Annotated in this window: 17 protein-coding genes, 4 pseudogenes and 1 other annotated feature (1 of these 22 only partly in view); of the genes and pseudogenes, 9 read left to right on the forward strand and 12 right to left on the reverse strand. The window is 37.0% G+C overall.

Annotated features, from left to right (window positions below):
• Positions 1 to 207: a binding site (T-box leader), on the reverse strand (it extends 9 nt beyond the left edge of the window).
• A 41-nt stretch (positions 208 to 248) separates the two neighbouring features.
• The 8 genes from WAZ07_RS12495 to WAZ07_RS12530 all read right to left on the reverse strand — a co-directional run bounded on the left by WAZ07_RS12495 (position 249) and on the right by WAZ07_RS12530 (position 7,160).
• Positions 249 to 1,025, reverse strand: a complete 777-nt coding sequence (locus WAZ07_RS12495) for a class I SAM-dependent methyltransferase (RefSeq protein ID WP_336472715.1) — start codon at positions 1,023 to 1,025, stop codon at positions 249 to 251.
• Between the two features lie 194 nt (positions 1,026 to 1,219).
• On the reverse strand, positions 1,220 to 1,654 hold the full coding sequence (locus tag WAZ07_RS12500) for a BrxA/BrxB family bacilliredoxin (RefSeq protein WP_090911710.1): 435 nt from the start codon (positions 1,652 to 1,654) through the stop codon (positions 1,220 to 1,222).
• A gap of 84 nt (positions 1,655 to 1,738) precedes the next feature.
• Positions 1,739 to 2,122 (reverse strand): thiol-disulfide oxidoreductase DCC family protein, encoded by a 384-nt coding sequence (locus WAZ07_RS12505; protein ID WP_090911711.1) that lies wholly within the window; start codon positions 2,120 to 2,122, stop codon positions 1,739 to 1,741.
• Positions 2,123 to 2,127: 5 nt separating this feature from the next.
• Positions 2,128 to 3,255, reverse strand: a complete 1,128-nt coding sequence (locus WAZ07_RS12510) for a conserved virulence factor C family protein (protein ID WP_336472716.1) — start codon at positions 3,253 to 3,255, stop codon at positions 2,128 to 2,130.
• A 63-nt stretch (positions 3,256 to 3,318) separates the two neighbouring features.
• Positions 3,319 to 3,657: a single-stranded DNA-binding protein gene (locus tag WAZ07_RS12515; RefSeq protein ID WP_336472717.1), complete on the reverse strand. Its 339-nt coding sequence runs from the start codon at positions 3,655 to 3,657 to the stop codon at positions 3,319 to 3,321.
• A gap of 159 nt (positions 3,658 to 3,816) precedes the next feature.
• Entirely contained in the window at positions 3,817 to 4,548 is a 732-nt protein-coding gene (locus WAZ07_RS12520) for a Bax inhibitor-1/YccA family protein (protein ID WP_336472718.1), read from the reverse strand.
• A gap of 75 nt (positions 4,549 to 4,623) precedes the next feature.
• Positions 4,624 to 6,516, reverse strand: coding sequence for an ABC-F family ATP-binding cassette domain-containing protein (locus WAZ07_RS12525; protein WP_336472719.1), 1,893 nt, complete (start codon positions 6,514 to 6,516; stop codon positions 4,624 to 4,626).
• Positions 6,513 to 7,160 carry an HD domain-containing protein gene (locus tag WAZ07_RS12530; RefSeq protein ID WP_336472720.1) on the reverse strand — a complete coding sequence of 216 codons (648 nt, stop codon included), beginning with the start codon at positions 7,158 to 7,160 and terminating at the stop codon, positions 6,513 to 6,515. Before WAZ07_RS12530 ends, WAZ07_RS12525 begins: the two co-directional genes overlap by 4 nt.
• 109 nt (positions 7,161 to 7,269) lie before the next feature.
• Between WAZ07_RS12530 and WAZ07_RS12535 the strand changes: the two genes are divergently transcribed.
• The 5 genes and pseudogenes from WAZ07_RS12535 to WAZ07_RS12555 all read left to right on the forward strand — a co-directional run.
• Complete coding sequence (locus tag WAZ07_RS12535) at positions 7,270 to 7,629, forward strand: hypothetical protein (RefSeq protein ID WP_413788887.1); 360 nt, start codon at positions 7,270 to 7,272, stop codon at positions 7,627 to 7,629.
• Positions 7,630 to 8,314: 685 nt separating this feature from the next.
• A pseudogene (locus WAZ07_RS12540) lies at positions 8,315 to 8,635 on the forward strand (hypothetical protein); the annotation flags it as partial.
• Between the two features lie 759 nt (positions 8,636 to 9,394).
• Positions 9,395 to 9,721, forward strand: a pseudogene (locus WAZ07_RS12545) (hypothetical protein); the annotation flags it as partial.
• A 941-nt stretch (positions 9,722 to 10,662) separates the two neighbouring features.
• Positions 10,663 to 11,061: pseudogene (locus WAZ07_RS12550) on the forward strand (hypothetical protein); the annotation flags it as partial.
• 63 nt (positions 11,062 to 11,124) lie between these two features.
• Positions 11,125 to 11,826, forward strand: a pseudogene (locus WAZ07_RS12555) (LVIVD repeat-containing protein); the annotation flags it as partial.
• Positions 11,827 to 12,076: 250 nt separating this feature from the next.
• Here the strand turns inward: WAZ07_RS12555 and WAZ07_RS12560 are convergent.
• On the reverse strand, positions 12,077 to 13,099 hold the full coding sequence (locus WAZ07_RS12560; protein WP_336472721.1) for a GH25 family lysozyme: 1,023 nt from the start codon (positions 13,097 to 13,099) through the stop codon (positions 12,077 to 12,079).
• 340 nt (positions 13,100 to 13,439) lie between these two features.
• Here WAZ07_RS12560 and WAZ07_RS12565 point away from each other — a divergent pair, with 340 nt between their 5' ends.
• A complete protein-coding gene (locus tag WAZ07_RS12565) occupies positions 13,440 to 13,526 on the forward strand; it encodes an excalibur calcium-binding domain-containing protein (RefSeq protein WP_244547989.1) in 87 nt (28 codons plus the stop codon).
• Positions 13,527 to 13,641: 115 nt separating this feature from the next.
• On the opposite strand, the gene WAZ07_RS12570 is transcribed toward WAZ07_RS12565, so the two are convergent.
• From WAZ07_RS12570 to WAZ07_RS12580, 3 genes are all read right to left on the reverse strand, one after another.
• A complete protein-coding gene (locus tag WAZ07_RS12570; protein WP_090911813.1) occupies positions 13,642 to 15,558 on the reverse strand; it encodes an LTA synthase family protein in 1,917 nt (638 codons plus the stop codon).
• A 263-nt stretch (positions 15,559 to 15,821) separates the two neighbouring features.
• On the reverse strand, positions 15,822 to 16,349 hold the full coding sequence (locus WAZ07_RS12575; RefSeq protein ID WP_336472722.1) for a hypothetical protein: 528 nt from the start codon (positions 16,347 to 16,349) through the stop codon (positions 15,822 to 15,824).
• 505 nt (positions 16,350 to 16,854) lie between these two features.
• Positions 16,855 to 17,610, reverse strand: a complete 756-nt coding sequence (locus WAZ07_RS12580) for a hypothetical protein (protein WP_336472723.1) — start codon at positions 17,608 to 17,610, stop codon at positions 16,855 to 16,857.
• Between the two features lie 78 nt (positions 17,611 to 17,688).
• Between WAZ07_RS12580 and WAZ07_RS12585 the strand changes: the two genes are divergently transcribed.
• From WAZ07_RS12585 to WAZ07_RS12595, 3 genes are all read left to right on the forward strand, one after another.
• Positions 17,689 to 18,102, forward strand: a complete 414-nt coding sequence (locus WAZ07_RS12585) for a hypothetical protein (protein ID WP_336472724.1) — start codon at positions 17,689 to 17,691, stop codon at positions 18,100 to 18,102.
• Positions 18,103 to 18,233: 131 nt separating this feature from the next.
• Positions 18,234 to 19,394 (forward strand): copper resistance protein CopC, encoded by a 1,161-nt coding sequence (locus WAZ07_RS12590; protein ID WP_336472725.1) that lies wholly within the window; start codon positions 18,234 to 18,236, stop codon positions 19,392 to 19,394.
• A gap of 89 nt (positions 19,395 to 19,483) precedes the next feature.
• Positions 19,484 to 23,128 carry a copper oxidase gene (locus tag WAZ07_RS12595; RefSeq protein WP_336472726.1) on the forward strand — a complete coding sequence of 1,215 codons (3,645 nt, stop codon included), beginning with the start codon at positions 19,484 to 19,486 and terminating at the stop codon, positions 23,126 to 23,128.
• The last annotated feature ends 138 nt before the right edge of the window (positions 23,129 to 23,266 follow it).

The raw sequence follows: 23,266 nt of genomic DNA on the forward strand, positions 1-23,266 counted from the left end.
GAGTTTACACCCGTGGTACCACCCTTGTTGTTCATAACGAACCACTTTCCCGTTTATAACGAGGTTAGGGAGCCCCGGCTTACTCTACTACACCGTTCAAGCAGCATCTCCGAAGTGCGCTTCATTATTTTCTCCGCACTAGGCTTTCACCGTCCCTAGCTCGCTATTGCTTCTGAAAATAATTACTATCTTCATCCAAGATTTTCTATAAAAATTTATTATAATCTATTATACATATTGTCTAATAATTAGCAAGTTTCAATTACACCAAAATGAAATTTTGCGCTTTTTCGTTTATAGACAAAGAAATTATGTTTTTCAAAACGCTTGCTGCGGAAATGATCCTTTAATACAACCCGTTTTCGCGCTACACGCTTAGCCTCTTTAACTGTCTCATCCGTAATATCATTGTACAGTGCAAAATGTTTTAAACCACGAATACCGTCTGATTCTAATACCGTTTCTTCAAACATCGGATCTAAATATACTACATCGTAGCTATAATCTGCACAGTGTTGTAAAAAAGATAAATGCTCTGTATGTTTTACTGTAATTCGCTGCATTGCTTCGTTAATTTCTGTTACACCTGCATCCCATTGCTGAAGACCTTTTCCGATCAAATATGCCATATAGCGATTACCTTCTAATCCAGTGATTTGTCCCGCTTCTCCTACAGCATAACTAGCCACAATGCTATCAGATGCCATGCCAAGTGTACAATCTAACAGCGTCATCCCTTTATCTAGCTGCGCGGCTTGCAGAAATGGATCATGTTCACCACGCATTAATCGCTTCACGCGAAACATAGCAGAGTTCGGATGAAAAAAGAACGATTCTTCCGTTCCTTGCGGATAAATCGCTAATCGATTTTTCTGAGCAACAAGTACATCTTGTTTATATTGCTCATGTAATTCATAAATAGGACGATCATTTCTCATAAGAAAAGAACTTTGTAAATCCGTTGCTATTTTTTCAGCATATGCAGTCATTTCTTTATTTGTTCGTCCTGCTGTCGTTACAATCATTCTGTCACCTCATTATAAAGTGAAACTTCCATCATTGGGGGGCTTTATCCCCCAATGATGGTTAGGTGAACCAATCGGGCTCTTATGGGCAGTTATCCCCCCACCTACTTTCTTCATTTTCTTGGTATCTTGAGGTGGGGGACTTACTGCCCGTTAGTGCGGGACAAAGAAAAAGGGAGAAAATCTCTCCCTTTTTAGCAATGCTTTTCAAAAGCTTGTTCTAAGTTTTGAATAATCTCTTCCATTGTTGCACCTTCAATTTCATGACGGTGAATAAAATGAACAACTTCTTTTCCTTTTAATAATGCCATAGATGGTGAAGATGGCGGGATATCATCAAAGTAAGAGCGCATCATCGCTGTTGCTTCTTTATCTTGACCTGCAAATACAGTGACAAGATTGTTAGGCTGCTTCTCAGAACGTACAACCGCTTGACCAGCTGATGGACGCGCTAGACCTGCCGCACAACCACAAACAGAGTTCACAACAACTAATGTTGTCCCTTCTGCATTTTCCATGTATTCTTGTACACCTTCTGCTGTTGTTAATTCTTTAAATCCTGCGCGTACTAATTCTTGACGCATTGGAATTACCATTTGGCGCATGTATTCTTCGTATGCATTTGTCATGTTACCAATCTCTCCTTCAACTTTCATTCCAAATTCATCATATCACGCTCTAATACTAGACGCAAAAGAAACATTATAACTTTCTTATTTTTTCCTTTGGATTTCACAAACACCATTTTTACAATGTCCAACAGGGACAATTTCTCTCTTTGTCGCAATATAATCATATAAGACATGACCAAATCCGAAAAAAATCGATAGTTTAATAAAAGGTGCGATTACCCAGTATGCAGGAATTGCTTTCGCTAAGACATATATACTTCGAATCCCTTTATACCAGCGCGCATCCTTATAAATGTACAAATGTTTCTCCATGTTTTGCTGCATCTCTTCTGATAAACAATATTGCTGAACAATTTCTTCTTCACGAAAAGAAACAAATGTTATTTTCCCCTTTTTATCTAGTTCCTTTGTTCGATTTGCAATCTTTGTACACATCGGACACCAGCTATCGTAAAAGGCAATCATAGCTATTATTCTCCTTTTCGGTACTCCGTCATTTGCTTCCAAACAGAACCTTTTGCTTCCTCACCGCCCTCAATGCGTTCAAGTGCTAAACGCGCTTGCATTGCGACTTCAAATTCTGGATCCTCTTGCGCTAAGCGAAGTGCTGGGATTGCACTTTCGTCACCAATTTCAAATAGAAACATTGCCGCGCGCCAGCGTACAAGTTTACTTGAATCTTTTAATGCTTTAATCATCACAAACATCGCAGCAGGGTCACCGATATCTGATAAGCAATCACCTGCTGTGCGGCGTACGCTGACTGATTTATCTAATAACGCCTTATAGAGTAAAGGTAAAACGCGGTCTCCTTTGACCATTCCTAAATAAGCAGTTGCTAAGCGGCGAATCGATACTTTTTCATCTTCTAACGCTTTCTCTAGTACAGGAATATCCTCTTCTGTTGGATCCATTTGTTCAAGCGCTGCATAGCGCTTTGTCCAATCAGAATCATTCATCATTTCCTCAGTTACTTTATATGGCTCACGCTTTGTAATCGTTACTTCTACCTCTCCTGCTTGTTGTAATAATTCTTGTACAACCGCATCTACACGATCGGCTGGATATGTCGCAACAATTTCTTCCACAACTTCTTTTCCAATCTCTTCAAAGTTACCATAACGCGTACTTTGCTCAATCCATTTACGCTCTTTCACAACATTTGGCGCTGACATTTGCACTTTCATAATCGCTTCCTTAAAACGATCTGGTAACCCTACGCGTTCCTCAGTTGTACCATCTGTTAGTTTCACTTGCATCGGAATGGTAAAGAACATTTGAATAAACACTTTTACTTCCCCAAAATGGGCATTTTGTTCTTGTTCGCTCTCTGTTACGACTTCTTCACCAAAGACTGTGCGAACTTGCTGTAAAATATGTTTCCAATCATATTTCGCATTACGTTCTACCGCTAAAAAGTCGGCTACATGATATACACCTTTTACACCTTCAATTTGCAAAATTTGCTGCACTCTCTCTGGAGCCTCATTAGCATTTTCACGTGTATAATTGTTACGCGCTCCTGCTGGTAATACTTCATTTAAAATAACCTTCATTGTATTTGGACTTGGTGTCGGTTCAATGCCTTTAATCTTCACGTATATAGTCTCCCCTTTATTGCTGTTCTTAGCTGTATTGTAACATGTTCTCAAATAAGACTCCTACTGAGGTGCTTGCTCTTTTTTCTTCTCTAAAAATGTAATTCTTTCAATCACAACTTCTGTCTTATATATTCTCTTGCCGCTCTCATTATTGTACCCACTCGTATGAATATGTCCTGTTATACCAACAAGTTCCCCTTTTTTACAGTACATCGTTACATTTTCCGCTGATTTCCGCCATATCATGCAATGAATAAAATCTGCTTGTTGCTCTCCTAAACTGTTACGAAAACCTCTATTTACAGCTACGCAAATACGCGCATAAGCAATGCCCTGCTTTGTATAGTGTAACTCTGGATCTTTTGTTAATCTGCCAATTAACGCAACTCGATTCATCATACAAGTATGTCACCTCTTCGTTTTTTCTTTATTGTAGAAAAAACGAAACGTGTAGTAAAAAATGTAAAAAAATATTTTTTTATATGAAAACTCATCTTTATTTCTATAAAATTTCAAAAAGAAATCCTGCATGATACAAACATGCAGGATTTCAGTACGTTAATCATTTTTTACAAAATAAGAAACGAAGCGTAAAATTTCTAAGTATAACCAAACTAATGTCATCATTAAGCCCATCGCACCGTACCACTCCATATACTTTGGAGCACCGCTGCGTGCACCGCCTTCAATGAAATCAAAGTCTAACATTAAGTTTAATGCAGCAACAACAATTACAACTGCGCTGACGATCATACCAATCGTTCCACCTTGATGTAAGAATGGCACTGGTACGCCAAATAGTTGTAAAGCTAAAACGATTAAATACATAATCATAATTCCAAATGTCGCTGCCATCACACCCGTACGGAACTTATCTGTCACTTTCACAACACGTGTTGCATATAACACTAACATTGCTAGTAAAATAGAAATTGTTAATAATACTGCGTGTAAAATAATAAAATCACCAAATCGCATTGTATATACAGCAGAAATACTTCCTAATAAAATCCCTTCGACAGCAGCATAAATCGGTGCTGTAATTGGTGAAATACGCGGTACGAATATCGATACAAGCGAAATAATAAAAGCAAAAATTAAAGCACCTATTAACACTGGCATTTGCATTTTATTTTGAATCATCTGCATATATGCGTACACAGACGTTCCCAATAACAATATGAGCATAATAAACGTTTTTCCTACTGTACCACCGATTGTCATCGCTGAAGTACTTACGCTCTCTTTACGAAACGCATCTTTCTTTAACATTGGATTAGATGATCGCATGATTTCCCTCCTAAAATAGATTCTACCAATAGTGTAAAGTTTTTCCCTTTACATTTCAACATATGCGGCTTGTTTTTACTTTAAACCTTCAATAATGTCAGATAATTCACTCCAACGCTCCATTGTCTGTTCTAATTCTTCTTCTGTTCGCTGCTGCTCTTCAGAGAGTTGCTGTGCTTTCGTATAATCAGCGCCCACTTTTTCTAATTCTTCTGTAATACTTTCAATTTTCGCTTCTAATTCTGCAATCTTATCTTCAATCGTCTCCCATTCACGCTGTTCATTATAGGAAAGCTTGCGTTTCCTTTGTTGTTTTGGAGCTTCTTCTACTTTCTTTTCTTTCTGCACTTCTGCTTTTAATAATGCTTCTTGTTCTTTTTTCTCATCTAAATAATCGCTATAACTACCAAAGAAGATTCGAACATTTCCGTTACCTTCAAATACAAACAGTTCTTCTGCAATTTTATCAAGGAAGTATCGATCATGCGATACAGTAAGGACAACACCAGGAAACTCTTCTAAATAATCTTCAAGCACTGTCAATGTTTGCGTATCTAAATCGTTAGTCGGCTCATCTAAAAGTAAAACATTCGGTTCTCCCATTAAAATACGCAATAAATATAATCTTCTTCTTTCACCACCTGATAATTTACTAAGCGGTGTACCATGTGTATGCGGCTCGAACAAGAAACGTTCTAACATTTGCGAAGCACTAATCGTTTTTCCATCTGTTGTATGAATGACTTCAGCTGCTTCTTTAATATACTCAATCATCCGCTGATTTAAATTCATATCTTCATTTTCTTGCGTATAATATGCGGTTTTTACCGTTTGTCCAACTTCAATCTCACCGCTATCCGGTTTGATTCTACCAGCTAACATGTTTAATAGAGAAGATTTCCCGCTACCATTCGCACCAATAATACCAATGCGATCTCCTGGTTTCACAATATACCCAAAATTACGAAGAACAGTTTTATCACCAAATGTTTTTGTCACATCTTTTAATTCCAGTACTTTCTTTCCTAGTCGGCTACCTCCAAGCGCAATATCAACGTTTTGTTTTGCACTTGGTCCTTCTTTCTTTTGCAATTCTTCAAAGCGCTGAATACGTGCCTTTTGCTTCGTAGAGCGCGCCTTCGCACCGCGGCGAATCCAAGCAAGCTCGCGGCGATATAAGTTTTGACGCTTTGCTTCTTGTGCCATTTCTTGTTCTTCTCGAAGTGCTTTCGCTTCTAAAAAAGCACCGTAGTTTCCTTCATAGCTGTATAACTTACCATTATCTAATTCAAAAATACGGTTTGTTACACGATCTAAAAAATAACGATCATGTGTAACAAGTAAAACAGAACCTGTATAACGTGATAAATATTCTTCTAACCATTCTACTGTTTCATGATCGAGATGGTTCGTTGGCTCGTCTAAAATTAATAAATCTGGTGTTTGTATGAAACATTGCGCCATCGCAACGCGTTTTTTCTGTCCGCCTGATAAATTTCCTACTTCCGCCGAAAAGTCAGTAATACCGAGCTTTGTTAACAACGATTTTGCATTTGCATTCGCTTCCCAAGCATTCATTGCATCCATACGCTGCTGCACTGCAAATAATGCTTCCTGTGCTTTTTCACTTGCTGGATTTTTTTCTAAGTTCAATAATGTTTGTTCATATTCACGAAGAAGACGAATTAACGGTGTATCACCATGAAACACTTGCTCCAGTACAGTTAAATTTTCTTTAAAATCTGGCTGCTGTGATAAATAACTAATCGTATATCCACGTGTATGCGTCATTTCCCCTGTATCTGGAATTTCCGCGCCCGCAATAATTTTTAATAGCGTTGATTTACCAGTTCCATTTACACCGATAATACCAGCGCGCTGTCCCTCGGTAATACTAAAAGATAGACCATTAAATAACGGTTTATCTCCATATGATTTCGATACATTTTCAACTGTTAACATTCTCATATTTGTGCATTCCACTCTTTCATAAATTGATTAATAAATTGCTCCATATAGCGATGACGCTCCTCAGCCTCTTCCTTCGCTGCATCTGTATTCATTAAATCTTTTAACTTTAGCAATTTTTCATAAAAATGATTGAGCGATGGTTCATCGCTTTTTCGATATTCTTCCTTCGTCATCGTTTCACGCGGTGGAATGTTTGGATCATACAGTAAACGTCCCTTTGCACCTCCATAAGCAAATGTTCGTGCAATCCCGATTGCTCCAAGTGCATCAAGGCGGTCTGCATCTTGAACAATTTTCCCTTCTAACGTCTCCACAGTTCCGCCGTGTCCACCCTTATAAGACATATTAGCAATAATATGAACAATATGCCGTGCATCTTCTTGGCTAACACATAATAGCTCAAGCCAGTCTGTCACTTTCTTCATACCAGCTTCTTCACTCTCATTTAACTTCTCATCTGCAACGTCGTGAAGTAAAGCTGCCATTTCAATAACGAAGCGATTCCCACCTTCTTTTTCAAACAATGCAATCGCTAATTTATGTACACGTTCAATATGATACCAATCGTGACCACTTGCATCTTTTTCTAATATGTCTTTAACAAATATAATCGTTTTTTCAATTTGTTCTTGTTTGTTCATAATATCTTCACCCAATTCACTATTGTAACACGCCCTCATTTTTTCATCACATATTTTCTTGTCCGCCCATACTATATGTTGTACTCAGTATCATGAAGGAGGAAAAAAAATGTTTTATAACTCACAACAGCCTTATCCGCAGCAATCCTATTATCAACCATATCCCGAACAACATCTACACTACCAATACCATTATGATCCACGTTTCCCTCAATCCGGCCCCCCAATACCATCAGAACCAACTGAGCAACAAATCCAACAATACGCTTCGCAATTTCAACACTTAAAACAACCCGTATTAAATCTCATAAAACCGTGGGTAGAATACGGCGTAAAAGAAGCTAAATATACATCTGTACCACACGCAATGACGGAAATTGCTGCAATCACGTACTTAATTGGAAAAGGTTACAATCCAACAGTTGCTCATTACATTGTTGAATCTTGGGAGAAGAATGAGCAGTTTTAAAATAATTCATTTTGTAATTCTCAAACACTATAAAGCGCCAAAGACCTTTATTAATAAAGGTCTTTGGCGCTTTATAGTTCTTGGTTTTATTTTATTAAAATATTATTTTTTCACTCATTTTCATATAAATTTATATAGCTTGTGAACAAAGTGTGAGCATGTTATGTACCAATATTCCTTGTAAAAATAGCAAAGTACTCGTTTTCATTACATCACAGATCTTTCAACTTTTTAGAGAAGCTTACTGCCAAAACGCAGATATTGCACACCAATACATTTATTGGAAGACAAATCCTTAGTCTCCCTATGCTAAGGAAACAAAATAGCCCCTTTTTTGGTTTTTGGTGGCATAATCAATGTTATCGGAAGCTTTTTATAAACAACCAGAGGAGGATTTTTCATCCCTCCCTATCTTCCTAGCTTCCCTCTGAATCTTAAAGTGGGGGTCTTACTGCCCAAAAATAGCGGGATAAAAAGGGCTCGTTCACCCCAAAATATACCTCTGCAGCAAGGCAAACGCTCAGCCATCCAAACGCTTGTTACATAGAATAGAGAGAATACCTAGTAAATTCCTTGTTCATAATATTACTTTTAACATTATGAACACTCAAATTACAAAAGTAGGAAACCTATCTATACACGAAATAAGGTGATTCGACGGTTTCCTAGAAAGGATGAATGCATCTTGTCTTTTCCAAATATCCCTAATATTACACCTACTATTTCTGTTACGACTCCACAGACCATTCCATTGCTTTTAAGCTCCATTGCTCTAGAAGAATTAGCTTTGGCTCACATTATCAATGCTGAGGCTGAGAAGCTTCAATTTGTTTTAGGAACATTACCGCCGGGAAGAACTACACTTTCTCCTCCAGTAGTTACGATATCTAATCTTCTTACTGTCAACTCAAGTGTACAAAGAACACTTCGTGACGTCATCAAGAAGGAAATGCTCTTGGAATTCAAATTCGAAAATGTGCTGGATTTGTTAGCTACTATTACTCCTCCACCCACAGCAACGATTACCTTGAATGCTAATCTAACCACAGTATGTGCTTTGGGAACAGGGGCACCAAATAACTCTGTTCTTACTGGTCAAGTGTTGGTGAATGGAAGTCCTCCTCCAACAGGTACACCGGTTTCCTTTACAGTAGATAACCCTTCTCTTGGTACTGTATCTCCTAACCCTGCTTTTACAGATGCATCCGGCAATTTTACCACCACTTTCTCAGCAAACGTCCTACCTGGCGGGACTGCAACTGTTACCGCTTCGCTGCCTGATTTTCCTGGAGTAACTAGTAGTGTCACTATTATCGTTATTAACTGCGATTAACTATTATTTTATCTACTACCAAGCATGTAATGAATGATTCCATAAAAGAATCGAATACTACTACTTTTTCTAGACCAGTATTGATAAATAATAAAAATAAAAACGAGCTGAATGAATATTAGCTCGTTTTTTATACATACATGGGAGAAAATGAGGAGGATTGGATTTATAGTCTGTGTTTCCACTAACATCCTAGGTGCTGCATCGATTAAATAAAAAGGGCTTGTTCACCAAAAAATGTACCTCCACAGTAGGACAAGTGCTCAGCCATCCAAACGCTTGTTACATAAAATGGAGAGAATACCTAGTAAATTCCTTGTTCATAATATTACTTTTAACATTATGAACACTCAAATCACAAAAGTAGGAAACCTATCTATACACGAAATAAGGTGATTCGGCGGTTTCCTAGCTAGAAAGGATGAATACATCTTGTCTTTTCCAAACATCCCTAATATTACACCTACCATTTCTGTTACGACTCCACAGACCATTCCATTGCTTTTAAGCTCCATCGCCCTAGAAGAATTAGCTTTGGCTCACATTATCAATGCTGAGGCTGAGAAGCTTCAATTTGTTTTAGGAACATTACCGCCGGGAAGAACTACACTTTCTCCTCCAGTAGTTACGATATCTAATCTTCTTACTGTCAACTCAAGTGTACAAAGAACACTTCGTGACGTCATCAAGAAAGAAATGCTCTTGGAATTCAAATTCGAAAATGTGCTGGATTTGTTAGCTACTATTACTCCTCCACCCACAGCAACGATTACCTTGAATGCTGATCCAACCACGATATGCGGTTTGGGAACAGGGGTACCAAATGAATCTGTTCTTACTGGTCAAGTGTTGGTGAATGGAAGCCCTCCTCCAGCAGGTACACCGGTCACTTTTACAGTGAATGATATTTTTGGTACCATAGCTCCTAATCCTGCTCTTACAGATGCATCCGGCAATTTTACTGCCACTTTCTCATCTACCGGCGATTTTGGAATATTAATTGTTACTGCTACCGCTTTGGGCGTAGACAGCAATTCCGTCACTATTAACATTATGAACTGCATTGGGTAACTATTATTTTATCTACTGCTAAATATGTAGTGAATGATTCCATAAAAGAATCGAATACTACTTTTCTAGATGGGTATTGATTGATGATAGAAATAAAAACGAGCTGAATGAATATTAGCTCGTTTTTTATACATACATGAAAAAAAATGAGGAGAATTGGATTTGTAGTATGTGTTTTCACTAATATCCTAGATGCTTCATCGATTCAATAAAAGGGACTCTTTCAACAAGAAATGTACCTCTACAGCAGGACAAGTGCTCAGCCATCCAAACGCTTGTTACATAAAATGGAGAGAATAACTGGTAAATTCCTTGTTTATCCCGCTATTCTTGGGCAGTAAGACCCCCACCTCAATATTCAGAGAGAAGCATTGTCCAGCTCTAGCGGCTAGAATCTCCGGTCGTTTCGCCTTTCTAAAAGAAGATAGGTGGGGGATAACTGCCCGTAAAAGCCCGATTGGTGAGGGCTTTCCATCAGTGGGGGATGAAAAAAAACCCCACTGATGGAAGTTTCACTTTATTATATTATTTTTAACATTATGAACGTTCCAATCACAAAAATAGGAGACCTATCTATGTATACATGGAATCAGATGATTCGAAGGTTTCCTAGAAAGGATGCATGTATATTGTCTTTTCCGAACATCCCCAATATTACACCTACCATTTCTGTTACGACTGCACAGACCATTCCATTGCTTTTAAGCTCCATTGCCTTAGAAGAATTAGCTCTAGCTCATATTGTCAACGCTGAGGCTGAGAAGCTTCAATTTGTTTTAGGAACATTACCGCCGGGAAGAACTACTCTTTCTCCTCCGGTAGTTACGATATCTAATCTTCTTGCTGTCAACTCAAGTGTACAAAGAACACTTCGTGACGTCATCAAGAAGGAAATGCTCTTGGAGTTCAAGTTTGAAAACGTTCTGGATCTATTAGCTGTGATATCTAAATTTCTTCTTGTATCAAATCGTAACGATAACACGATAGCCATTTTTGACATTTCCAATCCTACGAGTCCTGTACTTGTAAGAGAGTTTGGTGAAGTAGATTTTCCAGGCGTTTTTAATGGTCCTACCGGATTAGCAATTACAGGAACCACGCTGTATATCGCAAATCAATTCGATAACTCCCTTGTAATTTTTGATATTTCCAATCCTCGATCTCCTGTATTTGTGAGTAAGTTAAGTGCAATAGATTTTCCAGGAATTTTCAATAACCCTACCGGATTAGCAATTGCAAATAACATTCTATATGTATCAAATCCCCCTAACGACGCAGTAGCCATTTTTGATATTTCTTCACCTGCGTTGCCTTCCTTTGTAGAGCAAGTGGATGAAGGGAATTTAAGTGTGCCTACTGGATTGACGACCACAGGTACCACGCTGTATGCAGCAAATTTGGGCAATAGTACGGTAGAAGTTTATGATATTACCATTCCTCCGAATCCTGTACGTATAACGGATTTTGGTACAGGATTTTTAAATGGCCCTACTGGATTGACGACTGCGGGTACCACGTTGTATGTAGCAAATTTCAACAATAGTACCATGGATATTTTTGATATTTCCATTCCTCCAAATCCTGTACATGTAAGAAATTTGGATACCGGAGCTTTAAATGGCCCTGAGGGATTGGCGATTACAGATACGACTCTGTATGCAGCAAATTTTAACAATAGTACGGTAACAATTTTTGATATTACCATTCCTCCGAATCCTGTACGTGTAGCGAACTTTGGTGCAGAAGCTTTAAATGGCCCTTTCGGATTGGCAATTTTTACAATAGGAGGCTAGAGGGTTCTGTCTTGGAGCCCTTCCTTTTTCATAATGTATACCGTATTTATGTCATGTTTACATAACATATCATTATCGTCAGTCTTTCTCAGTCCTAATCCTTTATGAAACAAAGATTCTCGCCTCTTTCACTCACTTTCCCAATTTTCATTGTTAATCGGTAGGCTAATAGGTCGGTACCGCAAAACAAAAGCTTCCGTATCAGCATAATAAGAAAACTTCCACTCAAAATTGAGCGGAAGCTTCCTTATTATCGAATCCACTTTACGTAAGATTCGTCAAAATACATCCAACCTTCAACACCTTCTTTGTACACATAAATCCAATCCTCGTATCTGAAATGGACATCCCAAGCTCCAACATTTGCTTGCCCTACAACTGGATCACCTTTTGATGCTCCTTTGCGAAGGTTAATGTTTGTTCCTGAAATCCAAACAACTCCTTTTGTTTTCCCATCTTTATTGATTTGCGCTACATCATCACGAACCCAGTTGTTTTCCGCAATTTTGTACCAAAAGTGAGAGTCATCATAATACCAATCGAGATAAACGTGACCTGAATTTTTATAAACTTGCCGCATGACTTTTGCATCTAAAGATGGCCTTTGGCGAACATTAGCAACTTGGACAATTATAGTGATACTCCCTAAGTTGTTTGTTTGCCAATCTGGAGGAAGAATAATTTCACCGTCATCATTTCCACCTATAAACCATTCAAGAGATTTGTCTCCTATAATATAGTTTAAGTCACATTCACCAATTCCATCTACATATCCTGTATCAGTATACTGCCATAAATCACATGCATAATCTGGACGCTTCCCACCGTAACGCGGGATCCAAAGGAAATCAGCTTGTACATTTTGTAATCCATAAGAACCATACAGGTGATGACTTACGTACAACCCAACTTTCCAACCAGCTGCTTTACAAGTATTAATAAACATTTGCGATGCTTCTGCTAGTTTACTAGGACCACAACTCGCTAATGTATCATCCTCAACATCTAACACAAGAAATTTAGCATTAGGGCTTGTACGAGCCATAAAATCCTTAGCTTCTATTACAGCATCCGTTACACTGACATAGCATCCATAAGCATATGCAGCGTGTGGAATGTTACGTTGTTCTAAATTTGCAACGTATTCCTTATATTTTTCATCTATTACTCTCGAACCGTATTGTACACGACAAATAGCCAAGTCTAATTGCGGCGCTGCTACGTCCCAATCGATATCGTCGTCCCACTTTGAAATGTCAATAATATGTCCCATTTCTGAATATCTCCTTTTTATTATTATATTCAGAATCTATTTTATGGTCTGTCCGAATACCTATTATCATTCAAATAAATAGTTTACTAGATTTATCTTCAAATCTTATACTTGGAGGATGAATTTAAGTTTGAAAAAAGCGCACCTTTAAAATACCTTGTACTTTTTGAAAGAAACAGTGCCGCTTCTGTTGTAATGTTTGAAAATGGTGTGCTATATTTTTAGATTTCATTTCTTACTCCCTTCATTTTAATCCTTAATTTAATTAACATACTTACATTGTAAAATTATACCACTCCCATTCTACTTATTTTATGTTTTATTTCATTCTTTAAGAAAAATAGAAAAGCCACCTTTACATGTAGGTGAACCTGACGATAGTCGTAAATTAGATAAAGACGGTGACGGTATTGCCTGTGAAAAATAATATACATATTTAAAATCATTTCTTTTGGCTCAGTTCCACCTCTTTGAAGTTTTTTCTGTAAAATATAATATTAATGGATAATGAAAACCCCGATGCCCAGACATCGGGGTTTTCATTATTCTTTTTCTTTAATAGCTGTTTTGATCGTTCCTGATTTTACTTTATTCCCATCAAAGAAGCGTAACAAGTCACCTTGAATAATACTATCGGACATTTTTAATTCTGTCTGCGCTCTATCAATAAGCGGTTTTGCTTCTTGTTCTGGCACTTGAACAACTTGACCGTTTTGACGATTGTAAAATGTGTTATTGTAATAAATATATTTGTCTGTAATAAAGCTTCCATCACGTTCTACAACAAATGGTTTGCGTTCTGGTGAAAATAAATCATGACCAAACTCAATATCGTTAGAAGTATCAACTCCTAATAAGTGAAGAATTGTTGGTTTTACATCTACTTCACCAGCAGGAGCAGTCATTGTTTTCCCCTCTGTTTGACCTGGAACATGAATAAATAATGGTGTACGTTGCAACTGCATGTGATCATATGGATTAATTTCATTTTTCCCTAAAAATTGTGCCATCGCACGGTTATGGTTATCTGAAATACCGTAGTGATCACCGTAAAATACGATAACTGAGTTGTCATATAATCCCGTTTCTTTTAAGCGTTCAATAAAATGTTTCAAAGCTTCATCTTCGTAACGCGCTGTAACAAAATAATTATCTAATGTTTCATCACCTGAATTAAATGGTTCAATCATTTTAATACTGTCATCGTACGCAAACGGAAAATGATTCGTTAACGTAAGAAAACGAGTATAGAACGGCTGTTGAATCTTTTGTAATTTATCCACAGATTGATCAAAATATTCTTTATCCTTTAATCCCCAGCCAAGTTTCGTCTCTGGAGTAACTTTATAATCTAATTCATTGTAGAATCGATCATATCCTAATGACGGATACATCATATTACGATTCCAAAACGTAGCATTATTCGCATGGAATACAGCTGTATAATAGCCTTGCTGATGTAAAATTTCTGGAGTTGCTACATACTCGTTTCCGGCATTCGTAAAGAATACAGAACCACGATCTAACGGATATAAAGAATTATCAATCATAAATTCTGCATCTGATGTTTTCCCTTGTCCTGTTTGATGATAAAAGTTTTCGAAATAATAACTTTCTTTTTTAAATTGGTTTAAAAACGGTGTAACTTCTTGTCCATTTACTTTAGAATCAATTAAAAAAGACTGCGTTGATTCTAAAGATACAACGATAACATTCTTTCCTTTTGCCATTCCAAACATATTTGGATCAGGCTTTACCTCCACCGTCTTCATATAATTTTCTGCTTCTTGAATTTTACTTCCATCCGCAAATACTTTTTGTGAGCTTGTCTTTACTTGCAAGCCAAGATCATATAATTGATGAACATATAATCCAAGGTTTTTCACAAGCATAACACGGTCAAATGAACGAGTTAATAATTCAGGGCGTTCTTTTTCCGCAAAACTAAGGTTTACCATAAAAACTGCGATACAGATTAAAAAATATAGTGACTTCATAGAGCCAGAAACACGTGCTGTTTTTGCAAAATTAGGCTTCTTTTTAGCAATGTAAAATAAAACGATAATATCTATAAACATTAAGATAAATTTAACGTTTAACAATGCTTTGACACTAGATCCTAATCCATCCATATTCGACGTTTGCATTAATACCGGAAGTGTAACAAAATCATTATAAAAACCATAAAACATCACATTACCAATTAAGATAATGGTCATAATAAGGTTAATAATGATAGCTATATAATTCCGTTTTTGACCCTTTGCAAATAAAGCAAGTCCAACTAACACTAAAGAAGACGCTAATGGACTAATAAAGAGAATCCATTCCTGCATAGCAGATTCTAGCTTTAAGTCAAAACTAGTTCGCGTAACAATATATGTTTTTAACCAAATCAAAATAGCAACTAATAACGGAAAACGCATATTTTGAAATTGTTTTTTTAACGTTTCTTTCATTTCTCTCTTCCTCTCTGACTGAACAATAGTAGCATAATATCTCTTCATATATTTATGGTTTTTTTCTCACCGACACATTGTATCGAATACATTTGTATTCCGTGTGAACTTTTTCTTTTTTTATGTAAAATGAATACATGAAAAAAGAAGCTCTTCTATATGAGCTTCTCTTTTACTATAGTTCCTTCAAATTCGCTCCTTGTAGAAAGGGAAGAATCACCTTGCTTGTTGCCCTGTTTCTTAAGGTTTACTGTTTCTATATGTTAGTTTTTCTTTGCCTCTATTTTTTCTTTTACTTTTTCGGCTTTATCTAAAGATTCCCCAATCTCTTTTTGCTTTTCTCTTATTTCATCAACGCTATCTACCGCTTTAATTGCTTTATCAATGCCTTTTTCTTCTATTTTCTTTCTCTTTTCTTCTCTCGTTATTTCTTTATTCTCTATATCTTTTGCCTTTTGCAACATATCTTCAGCATTGGACTTTACAGCTTTTTCAAGTGTCGTATCTTTTTTTATATTTATCACTTGATTCGAGTCTTCCATCGCTTGTTTATAATCTCCATCTTTTAATGCGGTCGCACCATGTTCCATCCATTTTGCAACTTTCATAAATGTTTTTGTTTCATCAGTAGATTTTTCTTGGTCAGCTTTTTTAAACCACATAATTGCATCACTATACTTCTCATCTTTCAATGCTTTCATACCAGCTTCAACATGCGCACCATAATTACTAGTACTACAGCCGGCTAACATAATAAATAAACATCCTATAGTTAAAATACGTTTTTTCAAGCTATTTTCCCCCTACAACCTTATACTACTATATTATTTTCGAAGGTACCACATCAATTATATATATTCATTTTAATTTTTCGACATCTTTGTCTAGCTCTGAGCGAGCCGCTTCCGCTTTTCTTTATGATCCAGCTTCAGCGGCTAGAACAGTCGGTGGCTTCGCGTCTTCCGCCGAGGCAAAAAGCACCTCTATGTCAGAAGCTCCATCCCCCTCTTGTTCTGAGCGAGCCGCTTCCGCTTTTCTTTATAAGTCGCTGCTATGCAGAATACAACATGACCGCTACTTGCTTGCCCCTTTTGTTTAACCTTGTCTGTGGCAAAAAAAGGCCCTTACCGCTTCTATGTATGGCCAGATGCTCTCGCCCACCTAAAAAGAAAAATGGTTTTATGCCGTTTTTTCAACTTGTATATAAATAGAAAAATAAGCTCATACCGAAGCTTATTTTTCTATGTCTTTATTAAATCTATCATAATGAATCATTAACTTGAGCATACATCATCTCTAAGTTTTTTTACGCAATTGATAAATTCTTTTCTTTATCCCTTTTATAAAACCCGCACACATAGCGAAAACACGCATGATATTAATAAAGGTAATATCTTTTATTAATATTACTTCTGTTTTACTACGTTTTTTTAGGTGAATATATTTGTTCGTCACTTTCGTAATTCGTCCTGTATACATTTCTTTTTGGTCGTATAGTTTTATATACATACCTTCCCACAATTGCAAATGATTCATAAATGCTTGTTCAAAAAACTGCTGTTTCAAATTCACTTGTTCTGCTACAGTTTTCCCAAACTGTAGCATCAATTTCTTTCGAAGAGTTTCATCATATATTAAATGCTGATGAGATGTAGAAACATTAGGTATCGCATAAGGAATATTCGCACTTTGAATCGCTGTGTACGGGATGAAAATACGTTCCGTTAATGTTGTAAGCACAACAAAATCTCTACCGATTTCATTTACTTTCGCTAGTGTGTGTACACTGCCCCCGCCTCGATTCGAAAATATTTCCACACGCTGATAACGTTTATGTTTAAAAAACTTCATTAGCATCATCACTTGTTTTCGCTCTGGTAAACATTCACCTAATACTTTTAAATTAGCACCATGCATATATTCCTGAAGCATCTTTAATTCATGAGTCGGTAAAGCACTAGCTGGAGATGTATATCCTTCTCCCCTTTTTTCCTTATAGTCCAAAACAAGACTCTCCTCATCACGAACCTTCATTATGCCATTCTCCTCCATACAAACCTCCTTTTTCTTTACTCATCATAAATATTTTATGATGCTAACTCATAGTTTATTATGGAGGTGAAAACACAAATGAATTTTTTAAGTGGCATTATTTTATTTAGCTATTTTTTTATCGCAGCTATTTCATACTACCATTTATACCAATCTCGGCATCTCATAGGCTATCACTTAGGTATGAATATTGCAATGCTATCTAGTACGGCTATTGGTTTAGCTGTCGGTACCGTTCTCGGATCACAATTGCCTTTAGATGAAGGTGTAATTACAATTGTAACAACAATAATTGCTGTTGCTGTTGGCGCTGTGTTTGGAGCATTAGTTGATTATCAGACACTGCTAACAGGTGTCGCAAGTGGTATTATGTCTGGACTCATGGGACCAATGCTTGGTTTACACTCAACACAGCCCGCTTTCTTAATTATTTGTACAACTGTAGTCGTATTTTTATCTTTCATTTTACTACGTTTTTCTGTTCGAAATTAACGAATTTTTAGTGGAGGAACGATTCAGTTATGTGCAAACTTCTTAGACGGAAACATATACTCATTTTATTTAGTTTTATCTATCTTTTTTTACAAACAAAACATGTTTTTGCAGAAACGAACACTATACAAATGAATCCTAAACCAGATGAGAAACTGACAAACGCTCCATCAAACCTTTCAATGACTTTTTCATCTCAAATCAATAAAGAAAAAGCTACTGTTCAAATTTTTGATGAAAAAGGATTGAACATAGTTAAAAACTCAATTGAATTTTCGAACAACGAAACAACTTTATCTTTACGTTTGCCTTCATTAACAAATGGTGTATATACGGTTATTTATTATATACCGATGAACACTGGAGAAATCGTTCGTGATTCTTACATATTTACAATTGATGTATTTTCAGAAGAGACAGCTAATCAATCCATCTTTTCATTTCGCTCACTCTTCCAACTCAAATATGATTCGCAATTTTGCGGAAATATCTTCGCAACCACTTCAGAACAAACTTGGATTACACTTCTTTATTCTACAAGCGTGCTTCATTATTTTGGAATTATTATATTAATCGGATGGATTATATGGGGATATCTGCTTAAACCGACTGATTCCATAAATTTCAAACGCTATCAAGCTACACTTCTTATTTTTCAATTATTCTTTTTGCTAACGACATTACTTTTACTCATATTCCAATCCATTAATACGATCGATTTTGACCTGAATGAAAAAATAGTAACACTACCAATCGATATATTATATGGAGTTTCCTGGATTTTTTTAGTTTCGCTAGCTTTTATTAGCTTTTTCTGTCTATCTCGCTCAAATTTAATCTGTATTTTATGGGTAGTCTCTACTTTGTTTATAAAAAGTATGACAGCCTACACTCTAATTATATTCCCATCCCCTTTTACAATAGTTTTTGAAAATATCTATTTATATATTATTACTGTTTTAGGAGGAGGTTATTTATTTATAGCTGTTTTTCAAAAACAGCTCTTTATTCAATCACTTCTCCCTAAAATTCATTTATATGTCTGTATTTTGACAGCCATTTTATTTATCTATAATCTGTTTGTTTATTTTACTTATTTGAATTTAAATACATCTGGAGCAACATTTTTCACGATTCAATTACTAACCATTCTCCTTTGTTTGATACATCTGTACATGTTTATCAAATCTAAAAAAAGCACATATCTTTCGCTTGGTTTTCAAGCAAGTATTTTATTATGCAATATAATATTTCACGAATGGACAGGGTTTTATAATTACCTTTTTTTGTAAAAAACCAGTTAAAAATGAATATTTTTTCATATTACTTTTTATATTTGAGATAGAGTGCGATTCTTTTTAATTGGAAGGGGCCTGATATAATGCTGAGGGAGTATCATGTAGTTGCCATTCCGATTCGTATTGTTATTAACAACTTTGGCGATCACGATCCTGAAGGTAAAATATATGTTTTAAAAGAAAATGTCAGTAAAGTAAAAAAGCTTGTAGAGGAAAATCCGTTTTCAACAGTAGATCTCGTGCAACCACTCGTTATTCGTGCCAACGTAGGTGATACGGTAAAAATCATCTTTGAAAATCAATTGCTATTTAGTACTTCCATGCATATTCAATTAGCAGAATACGATGTTCAAACTTCAGATGGTGCGTTTGTCGGAAATAACGAAAACACTACTGTTCCACCCGGTCAGAAACGGATTTACACATGGGAAATCCTCCATGAAGAAATTCACCTTTTCTCTGATTTAGGTAACCCACTTTCTAGCGAGAAAGGAAGTAATGTACATGGTTTATTCGGGGCATTAATTGCACAGCCAAAAGGATCTACATGGACCGATCCTATAACTGGCTTACCTATTAACAGCGGCGTTTACGCTGACATTCATAACCCGTTTTTGCCTTCCTTTCGGGAATTCGCATGGTTTTTTCATGATGAAATGGAAGTGAAAGATTTAACAGGTGCAAAACCAATTGACCCTCATACATTACAAAATAGTGCAACACACGCCATTAATTATCGATCCGAACCGATGCGAAATCGTGTTCGTCTCATCCAAGAAGGTATTGTTTGTCCTGATTGTGAGGGCGAAGAAGTTCACCATGATTCTTGGGTATTTGGTGATCCAACCACTCCTATTTTACGTACTTATGTAGGTGACCCCCTTAAAATCCGTGTTATTCATGGGGGGATAAAAGAAACACATGTCTTTCATTATCATGTTCATCAGTGGTTGTTTGAACGTAATAATGTTAATTCCTTGCAGATCGATTCATTATCTATCAGCCCACAAAATGCGTTGACCGTTTCCCCTTTATACGGTGCAGGCAGCTTACAAGGCGCATTTGGCGATGTTATTATTCATTGTCATCTTTACCCTCATTTTGGGGAGGGAATGTGGGGAATGAATCGCATTTTCAATACACTACAGGATGGTAGCCAGTTTTATCCGAATGGTGTACCAATTGCAGCATTACAGCCGCTTCCTGATCGACCAATTCCACCTGCTCCTACACGCGAAAAGCCTGGATTTCCAAACTTTATTCCTGGTGTTTTTGGTTGTAAAGCCCCTCGTCCACCACTTGGAATTGTTGGAGGTCGCAAGTCAACAAAGCTTGAAATTAATCAATTTGATCCAAACGCTCGTCCAGGTGCCGTATTTGTGAATCCTTGTCCAAAAGGTTCAAGAGTAGAACGCATTTTTAATGTTGTTGGTATTCAAGTACCTATAATATATAACGAAGAAGGCTGGAATGATCCAGAAGGTCGTATATATGTATTAGAAGAAGATGAAAAAGATGTGTTATCTGGTCGTAAAAAACCAGAACCATTTGTCATACGTGCAAATGCCGGCGAATGTATTCGTATTAACTTTACAAATAAGTTTCCAGAAACATTAGGTGGAAATGCATTCCAACTTGTAGAGCGAACATATGAGGCAGCTACTCATGTACACTTCGTCAAATTCGATCCTCTTGTTGCCGATGGTGCTAATGTTGGCTGGAATTATGATAGTAGTGCTTTGCGAGGCGAAACAATTCAAATGCAATGGTTTGCAGATGTTGAATTGAAAGCAGTCTTCTTTCATGATCATTTATTTGCAAATTCACATCAACAACATGGGTTATTTGCAGGAATATGTATCGAACCGAAAGGATCAAAATTTCTCGATCCTTGTTCAGGAGACACCTTATCATCTGGTACACAAGCTATTATTACAAATCCACTCATTCCTGACTTTCGTGAGTTTGCCTTGTTTGTTCATGATTTTTCACTTCTATTTAATCGTAAGGGTAAACCACTTAATCCACCTAGATTTTCAGGTTCCGAGGGTGACCCTGGCGTTATGGCAATTAATTATCGAAATGAACCGCTATCAGCACGATTAACAAATCCTGAAACCGATCCAGCTTTTGTTTTTAGCTCTTTCCTTCATGGAGATCCTGTGACACCGTTATTACAAACTTATAATGGTGATCCAGTACGCATCCGATTATTTCAAGGCGCCCATGAGGAATCTCATAGCTTTAACTTACACAGACAACGTTGGCGTAGAAATCGTCCGGATTTAGAATCAGAATTTACTCAGCAACAAATCCTTGGAATTTCAGAAGCTTTTACCGCTGAATTTGCGGTTGAAGGCGATGGTGATTTTGATATGCTATACTATTACGGTGGAATTGATGATATTTGGCTCGGAGCTTGGGGGATTTTCCGGACATTTAAAGAGCGAGTTCCAAACCTATTCCCTCTACCAGACCGACCACAGCCACCAAAAAGAACAATACTACTATCAAAACCTACTGGGGAAAATCCACCACCAGCAACAGATCCTGGTGATCCTTGTCCCCCAGGTACACCAGTTCGAAGATTTGAAGTCGTTGCCTTCCGATCGAAGATTACTTATAACAAAGCTGGTGATCACGATCCATTTGGCATTATTTTTGCTTTAAAAGAAGATGTTGAGAATATTAAAAACAAGAAAATAAATCCTGAACCATTTATAATACGTGCAAATACTGGTGAATGTGTAGAAATTACACTCCACAACCAATTAGCAGATCCATTTCATAATGAAAGAGAATTTCATGGCTATCCAGAAGTTCCTGATGAAGATATTATTTTCACACCATCAAGACGACTTTCCCTTCATGCACAAATGGTCGCATATGACACCCTTGGCTCAGACGGTGCTACAGTTGGATTTAATCCTGATCAAACTGTGGCACCAGGGGAAAGTATTACGTATCGTTGGTTTATTGATCGTAATTTTGGCGCTTGTAATCTATGGGATATGGCTGATTTACGCAGTCACCGGCACCACGGAGCTTTTGGTATGCTAATTACCGAACAAACCGGGGCCGCTCATCTAGATCCTATAACACGCACTCCAATACGAATTGGAAATCAAGCAATTATTTCACATCCTCTTTTCCCAGAATTTCGTGAATTTGCATTATTAATGCATGACGGTGTTCGCCTTGTAAATAAAAACGGAAATCTTATTATCGATCCCGAGCCAATTCTTATCATACCGGAAGAAAAACTGGAAGACACCGAAGATCAAGGATCTCGTGGTTTTAACTATCGCTCTGAGCGTATTATCCATCGTTTGAAAAGAAATCCTGATGTCTCAAAAATATTTAATTCGAAAGTACATGGAGATCCTGCTACACCAATATTTTTTGCACATGTAGATGATCCAATTATCTTTCGTTATACTTTCCCTGCTGATAAACCTCGAGCGCATACTTTTACATTACATGGTCATTCATGGCTTCGAAACGAGAATAATTTAAACTCAACCTTTACCGCTGTCCAAGGAGAAAATAGTGTTGGTTCTAGAGCAAATTTAGTCATTGCATATGGAGCTGGGGGACTTAATGGAATACCAGGAGATTATATGTACCGCTCTGGTAATATTCGCTGGGATATTGAACTCGGAATGTGGGGTATCCTTCGTGTACTAAAAAAAGAAAATAGCAAACTATCACCTTTATATAACTCTTAAAAAATAGGCTATCCCTATTTTATCCCGCTATTTGTGGGCAGTAAGACCCCCACCTCAAGGTTCAGAGAGAAGCGTCGTCCAGCTCTAGCGGCTAGAATCTCCGGTCGTTTCCGCCCCGCAAAAAGCGCCTCGTCGGAG

Source organism: Bacillus bruguierae (assembly GCF_037104725.1).
Lineage (GTDB): Bacteria > Bacillota > Bacilli > Bacillales > Bacillaceae_G > Bacillus_A > Bacillus_A bruguierae.

Excerpts from the sequence above, each read along its gene's own strand:
- WAZ07_RS12495 (WP_336472715.1), bottom strand. The coding sequence starts at position 1,025 with ATGATTGTAACGACAGCAGGACGAACAAATAAAGAAATGACTGCATAT.
- WAZ07_RS12500 (WP_090911710.1), bottom strand. The coding sequence starts at position 1,654 with ATGACAAATGCATACGAAGAATACATGCGCCAAATGGTAATTCCAATG.
- WAZ07_RS12505 (WP_090911711.1), bottom strand. The coding sequence starts at position 2,122 with ATGATTGCCTTTTACGATAGCTGGTGTCCGATGTGTACAAAGATTGCA.
- WAZ07_RS12515 (WP_336472717.1), bottom strand. The coding sequence starts at position 3,657 with ATGATGAATCGAGTTGCGTTAATTGGCAGATTAACAAAAGATCCAGAG.
- WAZ07_RS12520 (WP_336472718.1), bottom strand. The coding sequence starts at position 4,548 with ATGCGATCATCTAATCCAATGTTAAAGAAAGATGCGTTTCGTAAAGAG.
- WAZ07_RS12525 (WP_336472719.1), bottom strand. The coding sequence starts at position 6,516 with ATGAGAATGTTAACAGTTGAAAATGTATCGAAATCATATGGAGATAAA.
- WAZ07_RS12530 (WP_336472720.1), bottom strand. The coding sequence starts at position 7,160 with ATGAACAAACAAGAACAAATTGAAAAAACGATTATATTTGTTAAAGAC.
- WAZ07_RS12535 (WP_413788887.1), top strand. The coding sequence starts at position 7,270 with ATGTTTTATAACTCACAACAGCCTTATCCGCAGCAATCCTATTATCAA.
- WAZ07_RS12560 (WP_336472721.1), bottom strand. The coding sequence starts at position 13,099 with ATGGGACATATTATTGACATTTCAAAGTGGGACGACGATATCGATTGG.
- WAZ07_RS12570 (WP_090911813.1), bottom strand. The coding sequence starts at position 15,558 with ATGAAAGAAACGTTAAAAAAACAATTTCAAAATATGCGTTTTCCGTTA.
- WAZ07_RS12580 (WP_336472723.1), bottom strand. The coding sequence starts at position 17,610 with ATGGAGGAGAATGGCATAATGAAGGTTCGTGATGAGGAGAGTCTTGTT.
- WAZ07_RS12585 (WP_336472724.1), top strand. The coding sequence starts at position 17,689 with ATGAATTTTTTAAGTGGCATTATTTTATTTAGCTATTTTTTTATCGCA.
- WAZ07_RS12590 (WP_336472725.1), top strand. The coding sequence starts at position 18,234 with ATGAATCCTAAACCAGATGAGAAACTGACAAACGCTCCATCAAACCTT.
- WAZ07_RS12595 (WP_336472726.1), top strand. The coding sequence starts at position 19,484 with ATGCTGAGGGAGTATCATGTAGTTGCCATTCCGATTCGTATTGTTATT.